The organism is Microbulbifer variabilis (assembly GCF_056232115.1).
On sequence record NZ_CP174325.1, the window covers coordinates 2,874,110 to 2,893,936 of the forward strand.

Genomic DNA, 19,827 nt, shown 5'->3' on the forward strand with positions numbered 1-19,827 from the left:
ACATGACGACAGCCTTTTTTCGGCAGTTGGCGGCTCAATTCAGCTTGGTACTGTTGCTGTTTATCCCTGTCGGGGCTGCTCAGGCGAATACTGCGGATACCTTATTGGTGCTGGGTGACAGTATCAGCGCTGCTTACGGTATTAGTGAAGAGCAGGGCTGGGTGCAATTATTGCGAGAGCGCCTGCAGGAGAAAGGTAAAAAAATTCGAGTGGTCAATGCCAGTATCAGTGGCGAAACGACTTCCGGTGGGTTGACGCGTTTGCCTCGCCTGATGGAGGAGTACAATCCGCGTTGGCTGATTGTGGAGCTGGGTGGTAACGATGGCCTGCGGGGTTACCCGCCGCAGTCCTTGCAGCGCAATCTGATGGAAATGGTGAAACTGGCCAAGAACTCTGGTGCTGAGGTATTGCTATTGGGCATGCGTATTCCTCCTAACTACGGTCGTGCCTACACCAATGCCTTTGCCGCTGTATATCCCAAGGTGGCGAAATCTGAGCAGGTCGGGTTGGTGCCCTTCTTCCTGGAGACAGTGGCGCTGGCAGATGGGGCAATGCAATCGGATGGTATCCACCCAACCGCCAAGGCCCAGCCCGCATTGCTGGACCATGTATGGCCCTGTGTTGAGTCACTGCTGGCAGAAGAGGTGGATAGCCAGTCGTGTACTCCGTGATCGAAATGCGTACAATCGCGCCCCCAGGATTGGGAAAGCCAGCAACTGGCCATCAGCCACAAGAAGTAGTACTGCGGCTGTGCCCCCAGGTTTGTAACCGGCCAGCGGTACTGAACTAGTTAGAGAGACACCATGCCCGAAGTGGAAAATCGCCGCGAGCGACTCGAATTTAACAAGCTGCAGAAGCGCCTGCGTCGTCATGTGGGTCGCGCGATTGCGGACTTCAACATGATTGAAGAAGGCGACAAAATTATGGTCTGCCTGTCCGGTGGCAAGGATTCCTATGCCATGCTGGATATCCTGCTGAACCTGCAAAAAACTGCACCGGTCAATTTCGAGCTGGTGGCGGTGAATATGGACCAGAAACAGCCGGGTTTCCCGGAGCATATCCTGCCGGAGTATTTGCGCTCCCTCGGCGTGCCGCACCACATCGTGGAAAAAGACACCTATTCAGTTGTGCAGGAAGTGGTGCCTGAAGGCAAGACCACCTGTAGCCTCTGTTCGCGCCTGCGCCGCGGTACCCTTTACGGCTTTGCCGAGGAAATCGGTGCTACCAAAGTAGCCCTTGGTCACCATAAAGACGACATTGTCGAGACCTTGTTCCTGAATATGTTTTACGGCGGTCGCCTGAAGGCAATGCCGCCCAAGCTGCGTGCCGATGATGGGCGCAATATTGTGATTCGTCCGCTGGCCTATTGCCGTGAAGAGGATATTGCCCGCTATGCGGAGTTTAAGGAATTCCCGATCATTCCCTGCAACCTGTGCGGTAGCCAGGAAAATCTGCAGAGGCAGGCGATTAAGCAGATGTTACGGGAGTGGGATAAAAAATTCCCAGGACGTAGTGAAAATATCTTTGCCGCATTAACGCGTGTATCCCCATCGCAACTGGCAGACAGGGATCTCTACAACTTTGAAAGCCTGGAATTGGATCGCTCTAAGCCGTCGGCTGCCGAGCGCCCTGACCATTTAATTCAGCGTCAGGTGAATTCCTGGGAGCCTGAGGATGCTCAGGAGGCTGCGCCCCAGTATATCTCGGCGCTGAATTTGTAGGGTCTGCACCACTTACCAGTTGGGCATAGCTGCATTCAAAATCCCTCGTAGTGGCGCTGGGCCCGTGGTGAAAATGCTGGTGCCACAGCCGCGCCATTTTCGCCACATCATTGGTCTCCGGCTCGGGAATCTTGTGAACATTCGCTGAGCGGTAAACCAGCCAGGCGATAGCGGTGGCATAGCGCAAGTTGGTGGTCAGCTCGCTGTGGGGGTGATCGAGAAAGTCTCGCTGGCTGGCCAGGCCGCGTACCTTTGAGGCCAGGGCTGGATGATCGATCAGATAGTGATCCCAGATCTCCCGGTGCGTGTGTGGTTGGATTTGATAGATGCCCAATCCATGGCGCCGTCCCTGCTTGAGATGAAACCCGAGCTGTGATTCTTGTGCGGCTGTGCCGAGCAGGAGGTTTTCCATGCCCTGACTCCAGGCTCTCAGGTGTTTGAGGGTCGGACGGATAACCTGGAGGCGCAATTCGTCCAGACAAATGCCCATAGTGTTGTCTTTTTTTCTGTGGCTGTTCTGAATATTTAGTTTGCGGATTGAGTCGACGCCACCTGTTGGGTAGATTTAGGCGCAATAAACATAACAATTTTTGAAGTGGTACCGATCCCGTAGCTCATTTTGCCCAAAAAGCGAGCAGCGAGTCGCAGAAAGTGCCCTCTCTAGGTGCCACTCAGTTTGAGTAGAAGGAATCCCCCATGCCTGCACAGTGGCTCGTAGCCCTAACCTTTATCGCCTACCTGGCCCTAATCCTGGTGATTGGCATTTACGCTTATATGCGTACCAAAAATGCCAGTGATTATTTCCTTGGTGGCCGTTCATTGCCCCCTGCCGTTGCGGCGCTCTCTGCTGGGGCCTCTGACATGAGCGGCTGGTTACTGCTGGGATTACCCGGTGCTGCCTATGCTGCGGGGATGTCTGCGGGCTGGATTGCTATAGGCCTCTTTTCCGGTATCGTGCTGAGCTGGGCCAGTATGGGGCGCCGCCTGCGCATATATACCTATGAACTGGATGATTCCCTGACGGTGCCAGCCTACCTGGATCGCCGTTTCAAGATGGGCCACCCTTATCTGCGCACGGTATGCGCTATTTTCATCTTGCTGTTTTTCCTCTTTTACGTGGCTTCGGGGCTGATTGCCGGCGGTAAGTTATTTGAGACTGTTTTTGGTTGGGACTACCACTTTGCAGTGGTTATCGGTGCAGTTGCAGTGATTTCTTACACGCTATTTGGCGGTTTCCTGGCGGTATCCTGGACAGATGTATTCCAGGGTCTGCTAATGAGTGTTGCTCTGATTGCCGTTCCTTTAGTGGTGATTTCCGATCAGGGTGGCTTTTCCGCCAGCTGGGCTCAGTTGCAAGCACAACAGCCCCAGTTAACGCATTGGTTGACTGATGGCAGTGGACAGGCGTTGGGCATGGTTGCCATTTTGAGCTCTCTCGCCTGGGGGCTGGGCTACTTTGGCCAGCCCCATATCCTGGCGCGTTTTATGGCGGTACGCAGCCCGGATGATGTACCTGCGGCTGCAACCGTTGCCGCAGTTTGGTCCCTGGTTGGCTTTTTGGGTGCTATGGCAGTTGGCCTGTTTGCCCACCTACAGATGCAGCAGGGGCTGCCGGATGGCGAGACGGTCTTTATGGAACTGGTTCAGGTTCTGTTCCATCCGGTTGTCGCGGGTGTACTGCTAGCGGCGATCCTCTCCGCCATTATGAGCACCGCAGATTCCCAGCTGTTGGTGTCCTCTGCAGCATTGGCAGAGGATATTTATCATGTCTGGTTTGGACGTAAGACCAGTCCTGAAGCCATGGTGAAAGTGGGGCGCTGGGCCGTTGTTGGGCTCTCTCTAATCGCTGTTTGGATTGCTATGGATCCTGATTCCAAGGTCTTGGATGTGGTGAGTTACGCCTGGGCCGGACTCGGCGCCGCCTTTGGACCGGCACTGCTGATCAGCCTCTACTGGTCAAGAATGACTGGCAGCGGTGCCATTGCAGGGGTGATTGTCGGTGGTGGCACAGTGGTGATCTGGGAGCAGCTCTCCGGTGGTCTCTTCGATACCTATGAATTGCTGCCGGGCTTTATTTTCTCAGCAGCTGCTATCGTCATAGTTAGCGTACTGACGAAATGCCCGGAAGCCGTGGCCTCCCAGCATAAAAAATTGCTGGGCTAACCCCGGAGGGCTTGTACTTGCGGCCCCCAGTGATGGGGCTGAGTGCAGTGTGACAGCTACGCAAAGGGCGCGCCTGTGATATGGGTGCGACTGTTGTGAAGCGAAAAGGATTTCCATCCGCAGCGATTATTCAAATAGCGGTTGGAGATACTGAGTGATCAAAGTTCATCTCGGTGATATCACGCGATTAAACGTCGATGTCATCGTCAATGCCGCCAACGCTCGTCTACTCGGCGGTGGTGGAGTGGATGGCGCCATTCACCGTGCGGCGGGTCCAGATTTGTTGGATGCCTGCCGCAGTATCGGGGGTTGCCCGGTTGGTGAGGTCCGTGCCACTAGCGCTTTTTCAATTCCTGTCAAACGTATTTACCACACGGTTGGGCCAGTCTGGCGCGGTGGCCGTTTGGGTGAGCCAGAGCTTTTATCGAGCTGTTACCGCCAATGCCTGACTTTGGCGCGGCGAGAGAACATGCGTTCCATCGCATTCCCCGCAATTAGTTGCGGTGTTTATGATTATCCTCCCAGGCTTGCGGTAGAAATCGCCGTTGAACAGGTGCAGCAGCACTTGGAGAGAGAGGGGGAGCCACAGAGTATTGTTTTCTGCTGTTTCGATAGGGAGATGGCTGAACTCTATCACGCTCAGCTGGATGCATACGTGCGGCGTTGACAAAATATTTTACCTGGCACTTTCGGCCATTGATTACCGTTTGTGCCCGGAGGATCATAGCTCTCCTGACAATGACACAATAAGAAAAGGAGATTGTCATGCGCACCGCCCAGCAGTGGTTTGCCGAATACGGCGAGAGCCACCAGAACCCGATCAATAAATCCATTCACTGGGTTGCAGTACCGGTAATTTATGCAACTGTTGTTGGCCTGCTATGGGATATTCCGCAGCCGCAGTTTATGGCGGCGATCCCTTGGTTGAACTGGGCTGTAGTGATCACAGTGCCAGTGATGCTTTTCTATTTTGCCCTTTCCTTTGCAATTGCTATTGGCATGACGGCCTTAACGGTAGTTTGCCTCTGGGCCTGGTCGATAGCGGAGCGCCTGGGGGTGCCCGTTTGGCAGACGGCACTGGGACTATTTGTAGTGATGTGGATTTTTCAGTTTATAGGCCACCATATCGAAGGGAAAAAGCCCTCTTTCTTTAAAGATATTCAGTTTCTACTGATTGGCCCGGCTTGGGTTATAGGTTTTGTTTATCGCAAGCTGGGAATCCACTACTGATCACTCTTGCCAACTTGCAGTAGGGGGGCTGACTAGTCGCCCCTACTAATGGGCTTATCGATTGTAGTGAACTGGTACTTCCAGGGTTTCTTTTACTTCCTCCATCACCACGTAACTGGTGCACTCCTGTACTTCTGGCAGAGTCAGAAGAGTCTCACCGTAAAACTTGCGGTAGGCGCTCATATCCGCAACCCGTGCTTTGATCAGGTAGTCAAAATTGCCAGAGACCAGGTAACACTCCTGTACTTCCGGTAGTGCGGCCACAGCGTTGCGGAACTCTTCAAATGCGTCCTGGGCGGATCGGTTCAGGCGAATCTGTACAAAAACCACCAGGGCGGCATCCAGGAATTCTGGATTGATCAGGGCAGTGTATCCTTGGATAACGCCATCATTCTCCAGTCGTTTTACCCGTTCAACACAGGGGGTAGCAGTTAAACCCACTTGTCGGGCGAGTTCAGCATAGCTGGTACGGCCATTTTTTTGCAGGACTCGCAGGATATTGCGGTCCACGGTATTGAGTTCTTCCGCGCGCTTGCGCATACCTCTGTCTCCTGGATAGATGATCAGCTCAAAAATCGGACTATCGACTAGGTTTAATAGTGGATTCCACTAGTTTGATAAAAAATCTTATAGAAATCCACTTTAGGGGTGGCCTTATACTGGGGAAAACACAGAAATTAGGTGTGGCTTTGTCTATGCGCAAAGATTGCGCCAGATACAGAGATTGAGGAGCAGAAAATGTTGATTGGCGTCCCTAAAGAGATCAAAAACCACGAGTATCGTATTGGCCTGACGCCGTCGAGTGTTCGCGAACTGGTTGGCCACGGTCATCAGGTAATCGTACAGAAAGATGGCGGTGCAGCTATTGGCTTTACCGATGAAATGTACGAGCAGGCCGGTGCCAAGATTATTGATACTCCGGAAGAGATTTTTGCCACTGCCGATATGATCGTCAAGGTCAAAGAGCCGCAGCCGAATGAGTGCGAAATGCTGCGTCCTGGGCAGGTTCTTTACACTTACCTCCACCTGGCTCCAGACCCCAAGCAAACCGAGCTGTTGGTGAAATCCGGTGCAACCTGCATCGCTTATGAAACTGTTACCGACCGCTTTGGTGGTCTGCCGCTGTTGGCGCCGATGTCTGAAGTGGCTGGTCGTATGTCTGTACAATGTGGCGCCCACCACCTGGAAAAAGCTCAAGGCGGCCTTGGAGTATTGCTCGGTGGTGTACCCGGTGTAGCCCCCGCGAAAGTCCTGATTATCGGTGGTGGTGTTGTTGGTACCAATGCAGCCAAGATGGCCCTGGGTATGGGTGCTGATGTAACCATCCTGGATCGCTCACTGCCACGTCTGCGTCAGCTGGATGACATCTTCGGTGGCGCTGTGCGCACCGAATACTCCACAAACGACGCTATTGAAAAGCACGCGCTGGAAGCGGACCTGGTTGTGGGTGCAGTATTGATTCCGGGCGCTGCGGCTCCCAAGCTGCTGACTCGCGACATCATCAGCCGCATGAAGAAGGGTGCTGTGGTTGTAGACGTGGCTATCGACCAAGGTGGTTGTTTTGAAACATCCAAAGCCACTACCCACCAAGAGCCTACTTATGTGGTAGATGGGGTAGTACATTACTGTGTAGCCAATATGCCCGGCGGTGTAGCCCGCACCTCCACCATGGCTCTGAACAACGCTACCCTGCCTTACGCCGTGGCCCTGGCAAACAAAGGTGCTAAGCAGGCGTTGCTGGATGATGCGAATCTTCTGGAAGGGCTGAATGTTCACGCTGGTATGGTGACCTACAAAGCTGTTGCCGATGTATTGGGCTATGAATTTGTGGATCCCAAGCTGGCTCTGCAAAAAGTAGCTGAGTCTGAAGAAGCTGTAGCCTGATTGTTGGCGGCTGCTCAGCAGCCGCCTATTTAAAACGAGCTGCAACGCGCTTGTTATTTGGGAGTTTTTCCCGGAGCGCTCCTGGCGTTCCTCTCTGTGAGACCTGACAGTGAAAGCTGTCATTGATAGCCGCGTATCAACGCGGCTTTTTTATTGCGAGTTTTATTTTCTGGGTTGGCTTACTGCTGCACTGATTACCCTTAAAGTCAGTTGTTGGCGATAGCTCAGTATCAGAAGACAGGAAGGACTTTACAGAACACTCCATCGGATTTAATCCCGCCTCAATCATTTTTTCTTCCCTGTGAAACGGCAGGATCTTCAATTTACAGAAGCCAAACTTCAACCCGGCGATTTTTGACTTTGCCACTGGAGTTGTTCGATGCAATAGGTAGGTAAGCGCCGAAGCCTTGTACGGGAGCAGTGTTTATCTGGTGGTCGCGAAGTGCGGATCGCACAGTTACTGCACGCAGCTTGGATAGAATTACTGAACGTTCCGGGCTGGCTTTTTCATCGCCAAATCCAATCAGTAGCAATCGGCGATCACGATTTTGGGGTTTTTGCATATAGTTTGCGAGTCTTTGAATATCCTGCTGGGCTTTGTTGTCCAGAGACGCACTACCTTCAGAGAAGCGGAAATTAATACTTAGTCGTTCTGCTTTTTCAGTCAGGGTCAAATACTCCACTGGGCCTTCCCTTAAGCTGCCAGGCTTTACACCAATTGGGGTCTGTGCAACAAACCCTGTGGCTTTTACCTGCTCTTGTCCCAGCTCACTTTGCACAAAACGTAGAAAATCATCGGCAGCTGGTTTGGCTGAATACACCGGTGTATATAAAAACAGGCGGCGTGATAGGGGATAATCTTCGGTCGCAACAGTTAAGTGTTCAGGTGCTTGAGGCAAAGTATCTTCATCGGAAACAGAGATTGCCTTGGATTGCCTTATTGATGCCAGCCCAACAAAGCCAATGCCGTTGGGGTCTGCGGCAACCAGGTCCGAGAGTTGATCATTGGATTCAAAGCGTTTTGCGCTGCCGGCGAGTGTGTGGCTTTTGCCAAGTACCAGATTCTTGAATGTATCCCAGGTGCCAGATTGATTATCACGGGCATAGACTTTGATTCGACCTTTGTTACCGCCGAGTTGGGACCAGTTGGTAATTCTGCCGGAGAAAATAGAGGCGATTTGTTGCAAGGTCAGTTTTTCGATGCGATTACCGGGATGCACAATAATTGCCAGGCCATCGATAGCAATTACATGCTCTGCCCGGCTACTGCGCATGTCTCCAAGGCGGCTCAGAGATGATAATTCCGTATCCTTGATCGGTCTGGAAGCCATGGCAATATCTGCTTGAGACTGCTCAAGCCCTTTAAACCCAGTACTTGAACCATGCGCCGCTATATCAATGAAAACGGTGTTACTGCCAGTGTCTGCCTGTACGCGAAGTTCATTGGGAGTGTTCAAGGGGATTACGCGAATATTTCTGGCGCTTTTTGCGGAGAGGTAATCGCGAATCAAGTTGGGTGCCAGCTGTGCACCGATGGTGTTGGATCCGTGTAAGGTAAACAACAGGCCCGAAGTGCTCGAGTCGAAAGGAGGCCGCTCAGCTGCAGCCGCCGGGGTGAGTATAGGCCCCAGTAAAAGTGATAAGGTGAAACATAGCCGGTGAAGGAACAGGTACATAAAAACTCGCCCATAGGGAAGAAAAACGAGGCCGCAAAATATGTCTTATTTATTACAAAATGATGAAATCTTGATGAATAAAACGTGCAAATGTCTCACTATCCGCTGTAGGAGTGATTCGTATTAAATTATCGAGTGGAAATTTGAAGCTGTGAGGTAGGAGAGATTAAGGCTTTGTAATAGAGGTGGCTCGGGTGTAAGAGGCTGCTTAATTTTTTTTACAACCCCTTTTCCGTTCGGTTGTGTATGCTCAGCGGGCGGGGAAAAGGCGACTTACCAATACTGGCAGCGCGGTTTCCACGCGCAGAATACGCGCTCCCAAATGTACCGAGTGGAAACCGGCCTCCTTTAGCTTTTCAATTTCGTAGGGGATAAAGCCTCCCTCAGGGCCAATCGCAAGCGTTGTTGTCTTATCGATATCAACGGGACAGGTATCGCCACCTACCGGGTGAGCTACCAATTTTAATGTATTGGCGGATAGCTCGGGTAGCTCATCCTCCACAAACGGTTTGAAGCGCTTGCGCAAGATGATTTCCGGCATCTGAGTATCTACAGCCTGCTCAAGGCCTAACAGGCACTGTTCGAATAGTTTATCCGGTTCCAGCCAGGGTGTTTGCCAATAGGACTTTTCTACACGATAGCTATTCAGGAGAACCAGCTTTTTTACGCCTAGGGCAGTGATATGCTGAATAATCCGCTTCAACATTTTAGGGCGCGGCAATGCCAGAACCAGCGTAAGAGGTAGTGGTGGTGGAGGGCTGTTTTGTAACTCCACCCTTAACTCTACTTGTTGATCAGTAAGAAAAGTGATTTCACCAAAACCAATCTTGCCATTGAGTAACCCAACACGCAGTTGCTGCCCCGGTGCAGCTCGATGGACTTGGATAATATGCTCCAACCTGCGGCCTGAGAGGCGTACATGTGTTGAGTCGAAGAAATCAGTTTCCCGTAAAACAATCAGGTTCAAAATCCGCTAACCTTTGCTGGGCCCAGGGAATAATTTTGCTTTGTTTTGCGCAAAAGCTTATTGCTTGGCGGAGGCGATAGCCCCTTTACCCAAGCCTTCATAAGCGCGAACGGTGATTTCTTTTCCAGGCAAATCTTTGGCCAGGGTATTGGCAATATATTGAGCCAGTTGCTCCACGGTAGTATCGCAGTTGATCACCTCGCAACAGCGTACAGGAATCTCCAGAGTGAAATTGCCCTGCTGAGCCCGATAAGCGAAGCTCAGGGTTTTCTCGCCCTCCTCAATTAAATCTTCGCGGGTTCCTATATAGATGTCTTCCCAGCGTTTTGCCCATTGTTGCTCCAGCTGCTTGTCGCGCTCTCCAGCAGAATAAATCTGGATGCGGGATCGATGGCCATGGGCAATTCGCTGGCAATTGCCATCGTGTTTTTTTAGCCCATGGCTGTAGTGGTAGAAGGCATCTTCTATTTTTTCATCTTCAAAAGAGAGCTTGAGTTGCTCGACACTGGTCGGAAAGGAGCTGGCCAGCTGCTTTACACTCCAGTTTGCAACGGTGTCTCTATTAATAGTGTCAGCTTCGACTAGAGCGAAAGCCTGCTCGGGCCCGGATACGGCAATTTGCTCGCCATTTGCCAGCTGCCAACTGAGTGAAATTAGCTCGCCTTCATTAGTAAGTGTCAGGCCTGGGGCCTTGGTGGGCACTAAAAGGCGGTGGTCAAGTTGATCATCCAGCCAATGGCGTAGAGTCTTTTTAACGATACCAAAGTCACAAACCATACCCTGGTGATCCAGGGTGCCCTCAAGGGCAGCATTGGCCAGCCATGTCTCTCCTACCAACCCGCGTTCATGGTCCAGGTAGCTGAAGTCAACATTGGTCAAATTATCGACAAAAAGGTGCATGAGTAACTCTATTGAAGGGGTAAAATACTAGACGTCTATTATAACCTGTTAATAGGGCTGGAACTTGCGCCTTTATGCCTCTATAATCGCGCCCTCTTCGGATGCACCGAAGATCGTTGTGGCGGCCCTTCCGGTCCCCTCGCAATGAGCAGCTGTGAACCCCGCCAGGCCCGGAAGGGAGCAACGGTAGCAGTGGTATCATGTGCCGAGGGTGTTGCTGGTTGGGCTGCCTCCATCTTCTCAGTCTTTCCCTTCTATTTTCTTTTAGATCTTCTTTCCCCGTTGCGAAGTAAGCTTCTTGAGACCTCGCGAACTGACTGGTTTTGAGCCGTATTTTCCCCCGGAAAATCTGCAATAAAAGGTATTTTGTGTCGAACTGGGCTTTCAAATTGCGCCTGACGTCGATGACAATATGAAGCTTATGCTATAAACGGCGTCAGTTATAACCAGGCCCAATAATGATTATCTGAGGGGAAGATGAAGAAAATTGCTTTCGCCATCGCCACTACGGTGGCGCTGTCTGCTTGCGACGATGGCCAACAGGCTCCGAAAAATATTGATGTGGCTCAGGCTACTGCAGCAAGTCCGGCGGCAGAACAAGGTCAGCTGACAGCCAAAGATGCCCAGGCGTTCCTGGATGGCGCCCAGGCGCGCCTGGAAAAAATGGCCCAGGAGATGAGCCATGCAGCCTGGTTGGCTTCGACTTACATCAATATGGACTCCCAGTACGTTGAAGCGCTCGCCAGTGAGCGTTACACGACCCTGGCCGTGGAACTCGCCTCCGAAGCAGCTAAGTTCAATAACCTGGAACTGGATGCAGATACCCGCCGCAAGCTGACTATGTTGAAGCAGGGCTTGGTATTCCCCGCTCCGAAGGATCCGGCATTAACTTCCGAATTGGCTCAAATCGGCTCGAAGATGCAGGGTATGTATGGCGCTGGCAAATACTGCCGTGAGGAGTCGGGGGATGAGAAGTGCTATACCCTGACCGAAATGGGTCAGATGATGGCCACCAATCGCGACCCTGAACTACTCAAGGATCTTTGGGTCGGTTGGCGCAAAGTCTCTCCTCCAATGAAGCCACTTTATGAGCGCCAGGTTGAGATCGGCAACGCCGGTACCAAAGAGCTGGGCTATGACAACTTGAGTGTTTTCTGGCGCTCCAAGTACGATATGAAACCGGATGCTTTCGCAGCTGATATGGATACGCAGTGGAATAAGGTGAAGCCTTTGTATGAGGCCCTGCATTGCCATGTGCGTGCCAAGCTGAATGAGCATTATGGCGATGAGGTTGCACCTGCCCAGGGCAAAATTCCGGCACATTTGCTCGGTAACATGTGGGCTCAGGAATGGGGCAATATCTATGAATTGGTTAAAGATGAGGACATGCAAGCGCCTTATGACCTGACTCAGCTCGTTGTTGACTCTGGCATGAGCGAGAAGGATATGGTGAAGGTGGGTGAGAAGTTCTTCACCTCTCTTGGCTTTGAGCCGCTACCTGATACTTTCTGGGAGCGCTCACAGTTCACCCAGCCCCAGGATCGGGATGTGGTATGTCATGCCAGTGCCTGGAATATGGATGGTCAGGACGACATTCGTATCAAGATGTGTATCAACAAGACTGGTGAAGACCTGGTTACAATCCATCATGAATTGGGCCATAACTTCTACCAGCGCATCTATAAGGACCAGCCTTTCCTCTACAAAGAGGGTGCCAATGATGGTTTCCATGAAGCTGTTGGCGACACTATCGCGCTATCTATTACCCCGAAGTACCTTAAAGAAATCGGCTTGATGAATGAGGTGCCGGACGAGAGTAAGGATATTGGCTACCTGATGCAGCAGGCGCTGGATAAGATTGCCTTCCTGCCTTTTGGTTTGTTGGTAGATAAATGGCGTTGGCAGGTATTTAATGGCGAAGTGCAGCCTTCCGATTACAACAAGGCATGGTGGAAATTGCGTGAGGAATACCAGGGTATTGAAGCTCCAGTAGAGCGCACCGAAGCGAATTTTGACCCGGGTGCCAAGTACCACATTCCAGGTAATACGCCTTATGCCCGCTACTTCCTTGCGCGTATTCAGCAGTTCCAGTTCCATCGTGCACTCTGTGAGGCCGCTGGTGAAACCGGGCCGCTGCATCGTTGCTCTATTTACAAAAATGATGAAGCGGGCGAGAAGTTGCGCACCATGTTGGCTATGGGTGCAAGCAAGCCCTGGCCCGATGCAATGGAAGCTCTGACTGGCCAGCGCGATCTGGATGCCTCGGCAATTATCGATTACTTCCAGCCTTTGATGGCCTATCTGGAAGAGCAAAACCAGGGGCGTCAGTGCGGCTGGTAATCTGCTGGTTATCCAATAGCGTATTAGCGCACTAATTAAGAAAGGGGGGCTCCCCCCTTTCTTATTGTTCCGATGGTTTCTTCAAAGCTTTTCTGGAGTATTCTTTCAATTGCACTCTCTGTTCTTATAAAGTTGTGCTTGAATCCAATAATTTGGCATACAGCTGAGTAATAACATTCATATTGCGCAGCATTAGATCGGTAGTGCCTGTAATTACTTGAATCTGGCGCTTCTCAGATATTTTCATCTCTCCTTCGAACCCGCGACTGGCGTAATTTAGGTGATCCTGAGCTTTACGCAGATTGTGGGTGATTTCGGGTGTGTTGAGTGGGCTTTCCAGAAGCTGGTTAAGGCGGTTGGAGTACTCGGAAAGATCCTGTTGCAGACCGCTACTGGCATTATCTTGGGAAATTTCCCAGAGTTTAGCAGCATAGTTTTTGGCTATGCGCTGGGAGAGCATGCGTTGCCGACCTGCGATGTTAATTAACTCAGCGCTATTATGCGGTGCAAGTTGCTGGAGCTTCACAACATAAGCATGGGTTTCAGACAGGAGTTCATCACTCCGTTCAAACAGCTTAGTAGCGCTTTCCTTGCTGGTGGGTTGGAGGGCGATTTTTTCAAATTTTTCCCACTCCTTTTGCACTTTTATTAATTGGGTTTCGATTTTTTCCGCGCCCTGAAAGTTACTTAGTTTTTCGTGGTTTCGCTTGAACTCCTGGAGGGACCTTGAAAAGACTTTTTTGTGGCGCTCCGCACTGGGCTGTATTCCGCGGAGGATATACGCCTGGGTGATACGCTGAGACAGCATCCGCTGTCGGCCAGCTATATTGATGGCATCTCCCATGGTGAAGGCCGAGATATCGAAGCTTAAGAATAACAAGAAAAGTACTGCTATTAACTTCATGATTTTACTCTTGTTGCTTGGTTGTTTTCGGTTTTGATTTTTGTTTGATCGGGCTGGTGCCGGGGTATAGATCCGGTACTGCTGCCAGTGGTGCTCGGTTCGCCTAAACTTCTAGTGCCCTCAGTAGGTTGTTCATTGCAATCGGGTTCAAGGTGGAATTTCAGTTGTTACTATTTTGCTTGCTCCTTGTTCCAGGTCATGGTCACAACAAAGAAAGAGGGGTGGTTCTAGTGGCCGCTTTTTGTTGAGAGTCATTGGTAGAATTTAATCGACAAGCAAAATTGTTGGCGTTGGATTTTTGGGTTAGACAGAGATTTGAATTTAATTAACTTGAGGGGTGTTTATAGCAAATTTGCCTGGATGGTTATCTACCCCCTTTTTTTAAGGTCGGGGCTGTGGTGGTATAGGCAAGGCTTTGGGGGCTTGAAGCGGGTGTCTTTTGTTGGTCTGTAAACAAAAAAGGCCCTACCGGAGGTAGAGCCTTTTTTTCGTGGGGACTTGCTAATCAGAAGCGGTAGTTAATGGCTGCACTGAACAGCCAGGCCTCTGTTTTGGTCGTGCCGCCATCGTAGTAGGTCGGAACGGGGATTGGTGTATATTCCTGAATTCTCTCGTCGTCACCCCAGATGTAAGCTATGCCGGCATCTACGCTCAGCTTTTCATTATATTGATAGGTTCCACCAAGCGTGAGCCACTGACGATCGGTGTCTGGAATGGATAATGTGCGCCAGGTGATGGGGAGGTCCAGGCCAGTAGTGGCAAGAATTTCTTCTTGCTCGTGACGATTGAAACCATCGCGCGCTGCACCTTGGTCATAGGCATAGCCGAAGCGCACGGTAATATCATCATTGTAGAAATACTCGCCAGCGAGGCTGAAGCGTGAACCGCTTTTAAAGTTTTCTTCTTTGATGAGTAGAGGATTGAACCCCTCACCAGCGCTTGGGATAAAGGCTTCGAGACGCTCAAACTCTTCCCAGTTGGTCCACATATAGCCAACTGCAACTGCCCATTGGTTGTCGAAGCGGTGGTAGAAACCCAGCTCCAAAGTATCCGGCAGGTCTAACGTGAGGTTGCCGCTGGTATCATCAAATGGCGCGGCAGGGGGGGGAGGTATTAAGTCGGAACTCACATCCCCTTTGAGTTTGGGATCGTACTTGGCATGGTAAGAAATGCCGGCGCGGGTATTATCACTGATGCGCCACAATGCACCTAAGGTCCAGCTAACATCCCAGCCATCGCCCTCAATCTTAAGAACGGAAGCGCCAGAGAGGCCTCTGCCTAAGACCGCAGGATTACTGAAGATTGGGTCAAGAACAAAGTCTGTCGGTATATTGGTCTTCAGGGTTGCATCGGCGTACAGGAAATTGATAGAAGCGCCAATGCTAAAGGTGTTATTAATATCGTAAGCAATAGAGGGCTGGATATTGACTGTCAGCAGCTCAGTTTGGTTTGCAATGGCAGCCGCTGGAAAGCTATCGGGGAAGTCAGTCTCAAGGCCAAAATCTGTATACATGGCCAGGCCCCAAGACCACTCATCGTTGATCGGTGCGGCTAAATAACCGTTGGGAATCCATGCGCTGGTAGCGTAATCGTCGGCATCAGCCCGAACAGTGGTCCGGGTGCCTGGGATTGGCCCGAAATAAGTAACATCGCCAGATACGTCGATATTGGGGTCTACGTAAGTAAGGCCACCTGAAATAGTGTAGGTGTCAAACAGCGCAGAGCCCGCGGGGTTGCGTGCGAGGATAGAGGCATTGTCACCGATGGTGTTTTCGGCGGCGAAGGCGCGGCCTAGGCCAGATGCGCTGGTTTCCTGCAGGTAGAAACCTGCTGCCATTGCGCCTTGGGAAACGGAGCCGATTGCTGCGGCCAGAACTGCGTGTCGCAGGTATTTCTTATTCATGAGAGCCCATCTCTAAGTCTGCTGATTACTGAAAACCATATGCAGCATTTGAATAAATGCCGTTACATGGAAGGAAGGCCGTTAGACTTATATAGATACCTTCCGATTTCATAGCAAATCCCTTACTGGAAAAGTTAGGCAATAGAAAACTGCCTGAGCAAGGGAAAGGAGTCACTTTATAATGAGAAAGGAGGCAAAAATCCATCAAATGAATAGATTTTTTTTTGCCTCGCGGGGAACTGGTTTTTTATTGGCCTGAGCTGACGTTTTTTCCATTAATGGATAGATTTGTCATGGTGATTTGGTATTTTTTACCATTTTCCTCTCTTTGAACAAGCTTCACTAACGCATAGTTCCACTGGGGGGCAATCCAGACTGTTGTCTCTCTTGCAGAGTCGGCATCCCGAACCCTGCGCACTTTAATTGTCTCGATTTCCCCCATCGGGGTATCCAGGGTTTCAGTGCCTTCTCGGGCAAAAGTGTATTTGCGAATCTTCTTGCCATCGGCAATTTCGTACTGGAGGTCTTCTTTGCCTGCGGCGACATCCATTGTCAGTTGCAACTGGTAGCTGACCTTATCGAGAATATGTGGAGGTACATCTTTCAAATCCCTTTCGGGATTGGAAACATTGAGTACCATGCCCTTGTCTGGTTCAAAATTGAGCACAGTGCCGCGATTACGGCCCAGTCCTTTGCGGCGATATTCGTAATGGTAGGGAGTTATGTGGCCGTTCTCACTGGTAAAGCGGGAGTACTCTTTGATGCTGGCAAATAGGGTGTTGGTGCTGAAATCCAGTCGCCAATTGCCCTGCTGGCCTGTGAGCTCGCGGGTGGCGGTGACGCTGATACCATTGAAGCGCGCAGTATAGGTCGCTTTAAAGGGTTCTAATTGGTTGGCCAGGGTTTGGCTGGTGAGTAGAAAAAGAAATAGAGAGGAAACTAAAAAACGCACGGCTGAGCCCCACTAATACTGAGTCTCCTTGAATATTAGCCGGCGGGACTGGCAAAGTACATTGAAGGACTTTTACCCCGCCAGCTAATAACAGGTCTCAGCTGTTTAGTTTGGCTCCGCTACGGGGTAGGAGTTCGCCATCCAACTGGGAGCGATCACCGTGCATATGCAACCTTTTCTCTGCGAACCAGGTAACTGCCATTGGGTATATTGCATGTTCCTGCACTTGAACCCGCTTGGCCAATGACTCTGTTGTATCCCCATCTTTTATAGGGACTACAGCCTGGATGATGGCTGGGCCCCCATCCAGTTCTTCGGTAACAAAGTGCACGGTAGCGCCGTGCTCGCAATCACCGGCATCCAGGGCGCGCTGGTGGGTGTGTAAGCCCTGGTACTTTGGCAGCAGGGAAGGATGAATATTGAGTAGGCGCCCGCTGTAGTGCTGTACAAACTCCGGTGTCAGGATGCGCATGAAACCGGCCAGGACTACCAGATCTGTTTGTTGGCTGTCGATCTCGGAAATCAGAGCACGGTCAAAATCCTCTCGGCTGGAGAACTCCCGATGATCAATCACTGAGCATGAGACGCCAGCTTCGGCGGCTCGAGTCAGGCCGTAGGCCCCAGATTTATTACTGATAACTGAGCAGATAGAAAAGGGCGCGTCGGTTTTTGCCGAGGCATCCAATAGCGCTTGCAGGTTACTGCCACTGCCGGAGATCAAAACGGTAACTTTGCATACACCCTGAGTCATTATAAGCCTGCCAGTTCAACAGCTTCCGAGCCCTCAACGGCATTTTCAATGCTGCCCACTACAAAGGCTTCCTCACCCAGTTGTTTGAGGGTTTCCAGAGCTTTATCAGCTTGATTAGCAGGTACACAAATTACCATGCCGACACCGCAGTTGAATGTGCGGTACATTTCGCGTGGGTCGATATTGCCTGCGCCCTGCAGCCAGCGAAATACCGCCGGCATTTCCCAGCTGCTAACGTCAACGCGCGCAAGGCACCCTTCAGGAAGAACACGGGGCAGGTTTTCCAGCAGGCCGCCGCCGGTGATATGGCTGAGGGCATTAACCTGGACACTCTTCATCAGCTGTAGCAGGTTCTTGACATAGATACGAGTGGGCGCCATTAAGGCTTTGGCCAGGGTTTCTCCGCCAACAGCCTCTTCCAAGTCGGCACTGCTGACTTCCAGTACTTTTCGGATCAGTGAGTAGCCATTGGAGTGAGGCCCACTGGAAGAGAGACCGATCAAAATATCGCCGCTTTTGACTTTGCTGCCGTCGATGATTTCTGATTTTTCCACCACTCCCGTACAGAATCCGGCCAAGTCGTAGTCGTCGCCCTCATACATGCCTGGCATCTCGGCGGTCTCGCCACCTACCAGTGCACAGCCGGCCAGCTCACAACCTTTACCAATTCCAGAGACTACCTCAGTGGCGATATCTACATTGAGTTTGCCGGTAGCGTAGTAATCGAGGAAGAACAGGGGCTCAGCGCCTGCGACGACAAGGTCGTTGACGCACATGGCAACCAGGTCAATGCCGATGCTGTCGTGGATACCCAAGTCCATTGCCAAGCGTAGTTTGGTTCCCACACCATCGGTGCCAGAAACTAATACGGGCTCTTTATAGCCAGAGGGCAATTGGCAAAGGGCGCCAAAACCGCCCAGGCCGCCCATTACTTCTGGCCGGGAGGTGCGTTTGGCTACATGTTTGATGCGCTCTACCAGGGCGTTACCCGCGTCGATATCGACTCCGGCATCTTTATAGGAGAGGGATGATTGAGTGGATTGCGGCTTGGAATCGCTCATGATTCTTCCTGCGGTGGGTATTCGAAGGGCGCGTATTCTAGCCGGGTCTTGCCTCAGTAGCCACGCCCTGGCGGCATCTCATTAGGTGATTATGGAATTTATCTCCATGTTGGCCTGTTGAAATACACGAATAGTGAGAACTCGGGGCTGAGAGAAGTCGCCGACGCTGATACAATAGCCCCAATTTTTATCCTAACCGTGGATTTTGGCGTCTTGCGCATCAATAACAATTTCGTGCAAGCTCACGGGGTGGAATGAGGTTTGGAGAGAAATCCTATGCACAAGCTGCTCCGGCAGGGATTGGTGTTGCAGTTACTGGCACTGCTTTTCGGTGCGCTAAGCCTGCCAGTCCAGGCTCGAGTTATCTCGGATCTATACGAAGTGGTTGAAGCCGTGCCCAGTCGTGGCGCTACAGACCGTGCGGCTGCGGGTAGCCGGGGACTCGAGCGGGTATTTGTGCGGGTTACAGGGGATGCCGCTATTGGCAGTAACCCCAATCTGCAATCGCTCCTGCCAAAGGCTCAACAGTTAGTACAGGGCTATCGCTACACTAGCGAGAACAATCAGCTTTATCTTCATCTCTCTTTTGACCCCCAGGCTGTCTCCAGGCAAGTTCACCAGCTGGGTTTACCTATGTGGCCAAATAACCGCCCAGGCACTTTGGTCTGGCTGGCCGTAGATACACTGCAAGATGGCCGCAGTGTCCTGCGTGAAGAAGATGCTCCAGAATTATTCTCTGTGCTTGACGCTATGGCCATAGAGCGGGGCGTTCCACTGGATTTCCCAGTGATGGATCTCAACGATCAGCGCAATATGCCTTTAGGGTCCCTCTGGGCTCAAGACGAGGCAGCTGCCGAACGTGCGGGTTTTCGCTACCGACCCGATGCTACTCTGATGGGGCGCCTATTGCAGGCTTCCGGCCGCCGCTGGCAGGCAGATTGGCTGCTGTTACACGGTGGGCGCAGCTATGCGTTCGACAGTAATGGTGGTTCTTTGGAAGAGGTGGCCTTACGAGGGGTTAACCAGATGGCTAACTTGTTAGCCCAGCGCTATGCGGTGCGCCCAGAAGGACAGGATGCTGAATCTGGAGCTGTGATTGTTGAACTGTCTGGTGTTGGTAGTTTTGCCGACTATACCGAAGCTTTGGCTTACCTGCAGGGGTTGGCTCAGGTGAGCAGTGCTCAGCTGCTCTCAGTGGAGAGCGATCGAGCGCGCTTGGCCTTGGTCACCTCTGTGGGGATGCGCAATTTACGTGATGCCCTAGCACTAAACCATAAATTGAGGGCACAGGGCCACGGGGACCCCATCGACCTGAGTGGAAACCGTGCCCCACTGGGCAGTGCTGACAATCCGTTGCGTTATCGCTGGGACTGAG

18 protein-coding genes and 1 other RNA gene are annotated in these 19,827 nt (G+C 51.5%); 9 read left to right on the forward strand and 10 right to left on the reverse strand.

What is annotated here, in order from left to right; genetic code table 11:
- Positions 1–2: 2 nt before the first annotated feature.
- Both ACJJI7_RS12785 and ttcA read left to right on the forward strand, forming a co-directional pair.
- Complete coding sequence (locus ACJJI7_RS12785) at positions 3–671, forward strand: arylesterase (protein WP_282951301.1); 669 nt, start codon at positions 3–5, stop codon at positions 669–671.
- A 132-nt stretch (positions 672–803) separates the two neighbouring features.
- A complete protein-coding gene (ttcA, locus tag ACJJI7_RS12790) occupies positions 804–1,721 on the forward strand; it encodes a tRNA 2-thiocytidine(32) synthetase TtcA (protein WP_020411652.1) in 918 nt (305 codons plus the stop codon).
- Here the strand turns inward: ttcA and ACJJI7_RS12795 are convergent.
- A complete protein-coding gene (locus ACJJI7_RS12795; protein ID WP_211214878.1) occupies positions 1,606–2,211 on the reverse strand; it encodes a hypothetical protein in 606 nt (201 codons plus the stop codon). The two genes, ttcA and ACJJI7_RS12795, sit on opposite strands and share 116 nt — an antisense overlap.
- 206 nt (positions 2,212–2,417) lie before the next feature.
- Between ACJJI7_RS12795 and putP the strand changes: the two genes are divergently transcribed.
- The 3 genes from putP to ACJJI7_RS12810 all read left to right on the forward strand — a co-directional run bounded on the left by putP (position 2,418) and on the right by ACJJI7_RS12810 (position 5,114).
- A complete protein-coding gene (putP, locus tag ACJJI7_RS12800; protein WP_444901988.1) occupies positions 2,418–3,884 on the forward strand; it encodes a sodium/proline symporter PutP in 1,467 nt (488 codons plus the stop codon).
- Positions 3,885–4,038: 154 nt separating this feature from the next.
- Entirely contained in the window at positions 4,039–4,551 is a 513-nt protein-coding gene (locus ACJJI7_RS12805; RefSeq protein ID WP_020411654.1) for an O-acetyl-ADP-ribose deacetylase, read from the forward strand.
- A 98-nt stretch (positions 4,552–4,649) separates the two neighbouring features.
- Positions 4,650–5,114, forward strand: coding sequence for an Mpo1 family 2-hydroxy fatty acid dioxygenase (locus ACJJI7_RS12810; protein ID WP_282951298.1), 465 nt, complete (start codon positions 4,650–4,652; stop codon positions 5,112–5,114).
- 54 nt (positions 5,115–5,168) lie between these two features.
- On the opposite strand, the gene ACJJI7_RS12815 is transcribed toward ACJJI7_RS12810, so the two are convergent.
- A complete protein-coding gene (locus tag ACJJI7_RS12815) occupies positions 5,169–5,654 on the reverse strand; it encodes an Lrp/AsnC ligand binding domain-containing protein (RefSeq protein WP_020411656.1) in 486 nt (161 codons plus the stop codon).
- Positions 5,655–5,852: 198 nt separating this feature from the next.
- On the opposite strand from ACJJI7_RS12815, the gene ald reads away from it, so the two are divergent.
- A complete protein-coding gene (gene ald, locus ACJJI7_RS12820) occupies positions 5,853–6,998 on the forward strand; it encodes an alanine dehydrogenase (RefSeq protein ID WP_020411657.1) in 1,146 nt (381 codons plus the stop codon).
- Between the two features lie 323 nt (positions 6,999–7,321).
- On the opposite strand, the gene ACJJI7_RS12825 is transcribed toward ald, so the two are convergent.
- The 3 genes from ACJJI7_RS12825 to ACJJI7_RS12835 all read right to left on the reverse strand — a co-directional run bounded on the left by ACJJI7_RS12825 (position 7,322) and on the right by ACJJI7_RS12835 (position 10,541).
- Positions 7,322–8,674 carry a substrate-binding domain-containing protein gene (locus tag ACJJI7_RS12825; RefSeq protein WP_444901987.1) on the reverse strand — a complete coding sequence of 451 codons (1,353 nt, stop codon included), beginning with the start codon at positions 8,672–8,674 and terminating at the stop codon, positions 7,322–7,324.
- Positions 8,675–8,924: 250 nt separating this feature from the next.
- The gene (locus ACJJI7_RS12830) at positions 8,925–9,641 is read right to left on the reverse strand and encodes a 16S rRNA (uracil(1498)-N(3))-methyltransferase (RefSeq protein WP_444901986.1); all 717 of its coding nucleotides are present in this window, start codon (positions 9,639–9,641) and stop codon (positions 8,925–8,927) included.
- A 57-nt stretch (positions 9,642–9,698) separates the two neighbouring features.
- Positions 9,699–10,541, reverse strand: a complete 843-nt coding sequence (locus tag ACJJI7_RS12835; protein ID WP_353374933.1) for a 6-carboxytetrahydropterin synthase — start codon at positions 10,539–10,541, stop codon at positions 9,699–9,701.
- A 128-nt stretch (positions 10,542–10,669) separates the two neighbouring features.
- On the opposite strand from ACJJI7_RS12835, the gene ffs reads away from it, so the two are divergent.
- Positions 10,670–10,767: signal recognition particle sRNA small type (gene ffs / locus ACJJI7_RS12840), an RNA gene on the forward strand.
- Positions 10,768–11,018: 251 nt separating this feature from the next.
- Positions 11,019–12,881 (forward strand): M2 family metallopeptidase, encoded by a 1,863-nt coding sequence (locus ACJJI7_RS12845; RefSeq protein ID WP_282951294.1) that lies wholly within the window; start codon positions 11,019–11,021, stop codon positions 12,879–12,881.
- Between the two features lie 124 nt (positions 12,882–13,005).
- Here ACJJI7_RS12845 and ACJJI7_RS12850 read toward each other — a convergent pair whose 3' ends face one another.
- The 5 genes from ACJJI7_RS12850 to purM form a co-directional block, all read right to left on the reverse strand.
- The gene (locus ACJJI7_RS12850) at positions 13,006–13,785 is read right to left on the reverse strand and encodes a type IV pili methyl-accepting chemotaxis transducer N-terminal domain-containing protein (RefSeq protein ID WP_444901985.1); all 780 of its coding nucleotides are present in this window, start codon (positions 13,783–13,785) and stop codon (positions 13,006–13,008) included.
- Between the two features lie 505 nt (positions 13,786–14,290).
- Positions 14,291–15,688 (reverse strand): outer membrane protein transport protein, encoded by a 1,398-nt coding sequence (locus tag ACJJI7_RS12855; protein ID WP_020411663.1) that lies wholly within the window; start codon positions 15,686–15,688, stop codon positions 14,291–14,293.
- 247 nt (positions 15,689–15,935) lie between these two features.
- Complete coding sequence (locus tag ACJJI7_RS12860) at positions 15,936–16,640, reverse strand: DUF3108 domain-containing protein (protein WP_282951291.1); 705 nt, start codon at positions 16,638–16,640, stop codon at positions 15,936–15,938.
- A 97-nt stretch (positions 16,641–16,737) separates the two neighbouring features.
- The gene (gene purN / locus ACJJI7_RS12865; RefSeq protein WP_282951290.1) at positions 16,738–17,391 is read right to left on the reverse strand and encodes a phosphoribosylglycinamide formyltransferase; all 654 of its coding nucleotides are present in this window, start codon (positions 17,389–17,391) and stop codon (positions 16,738–16,740) included.
- Complete coding sequence (purM, locus tag ACJJI7_RS12870; protein WP_020411666.1) at positions 17,391–18,452, reverse strand: phosphoribosylformylglycinamidine cyclo-ligase; 1,062 nt, start codon at positions 18,450–18,452, stop codon at positions 17,391–17,393. The genes purN and purM overlap by 1 nt, the downstream gene beginning before the upstream one ends.
- A gap of 276 nt (positions 18,453–18,728) precedes the next feature.
- Here purM and ACJJI7_RS12875 point away from each other — a divergent pair, with 276 nt between their 5' ends.
- The gene (locus tag ACJJI7_RS12875) at positions 18,729–19,826 is read left to right on the forward strand and encodes a DUF2066 domain-containing protein (protein ID WP_020411667.1); all 1,098 of its coding nucleotides are present in this window, start codon (positions 18,729–18,731) and stop codon (positions 19,824–19,826) included.
- The last annotated feature ends 1 nt before the right edge of the window (position 19,827 follow it).

What these genes read in the sequence shown, in the direction of transcription:
- ACJJI7_RS12785 (WP_282951301.1), top strand. Translation starts at nt 3, where the DNA reads ATGACGACAGCCTTTTTTCGGCAGTTGGCGGCTCAATTCAGCTTGGTA.
- ttcA (WP_020411652.1), top strand. Translation starts at nt 804, where the DNA reads ATGCCCGAAGTGGAAAATCGCCGCGAGCGACTCGAATTTAACAAGCTG.
- ACJJI7_RS12795 (WP_211214878.1), bottom strand. Translation starts at nt 2,211, where the DNA reads ATGGGCATTTGTCTGGACGAATTGCGCCTCCAGGTTATCCGTCCGACC.
- putP (WP_444901988.1), top strand. Translation starts at nt 2,418, where the DNA reads ATGCCTGCACAGTGGCTCGTAGCCCTAACCTTTATCGCCTACCTGGCC.
- ACJJI7_RS12810 (WP_282951298.1), top strand. Translation starts at nt 4,650, where the DNA reads ATGCGCACCGCCCAGCAGTGGTTTGCCGAATACGGCGAGAGCCACCAG.
- ACJJI7_RS12815 (WP_020411656.1), bottom strand. Translation starts at nt 5,654, where the DNA reads ATGCGCAAGCGCGCGGAAGAACTCAATACCGTGGACCGCAATATCCTG.
- ald (WP_020411657.1), top strand. Translation starts at nt 5,853, where the DNA reads ATGTTGATTGGCGTCCCTAAAGAGATCAAAAACCACGAGTATCGTATT.
- ACJJI7_RS12825 (WP_444901987.1), bottom strand. Translation starts at nt 8,674, where the DNA reads ATGTACCTGTTCCTTCACCGGCTATGTTTCACCTTATCACTTTTACTG.
- ACJJI7_RS12835 (WP_353374933.1), bottom strand. Translation starts at nt 10,541, where the DNA reads ATGCACCTTTTTGTCGATAATTTGACCAATGTTGACTTCAGCTACCTG.
- ACJJI7_RS12845 (WP_282951294.1), top strand. Translation starts at nt 11,019, where the DNA reads ATGAAGAAAATTGCTTTCGCCATCGCCACTACGGTGGCGCTGTCTGCT.
- ACJJI7_RS12850 (WP_444901985.1), bottom strand. Translation starts at nt 13,785, where the DNA reads ATGAAGTTAATAGCAGTACTTTTCTTGTTATTCTTAAGCTTCGATATC.
- ACJJI7_RS12855 (WP_020411663.1), bottom strand. Translation starts at nt 15,688, where the DNA reads ATGAATAAGAAATACCTGCGACACGCAGTTCTGGCCGCAGCAATCGGC.
- purN (WP_282951290.1), bottom strand. Translation starts at nt 17,391, where the DNA reads ATGACTCAGGGTGTATGCAAAGTTACCGTTTTGATCTCCGGCAGTGGC.
- purM (WP_020411666.1), bottom strand. Translation starts at nt 18,452, where the DNA reads ATGAGCGATTCCAAGCCGCAATCCACTCAATCATCCCTCTCCTATAAA.
- ACJJI7_RS12875 (WP_020411667.1), top strand. Translation starts at nt 18,729, where the DNA reads ATGCACAAGCTGCTCCGGCAGGGATTGGTGTTGCAGTTACTGGCACTG.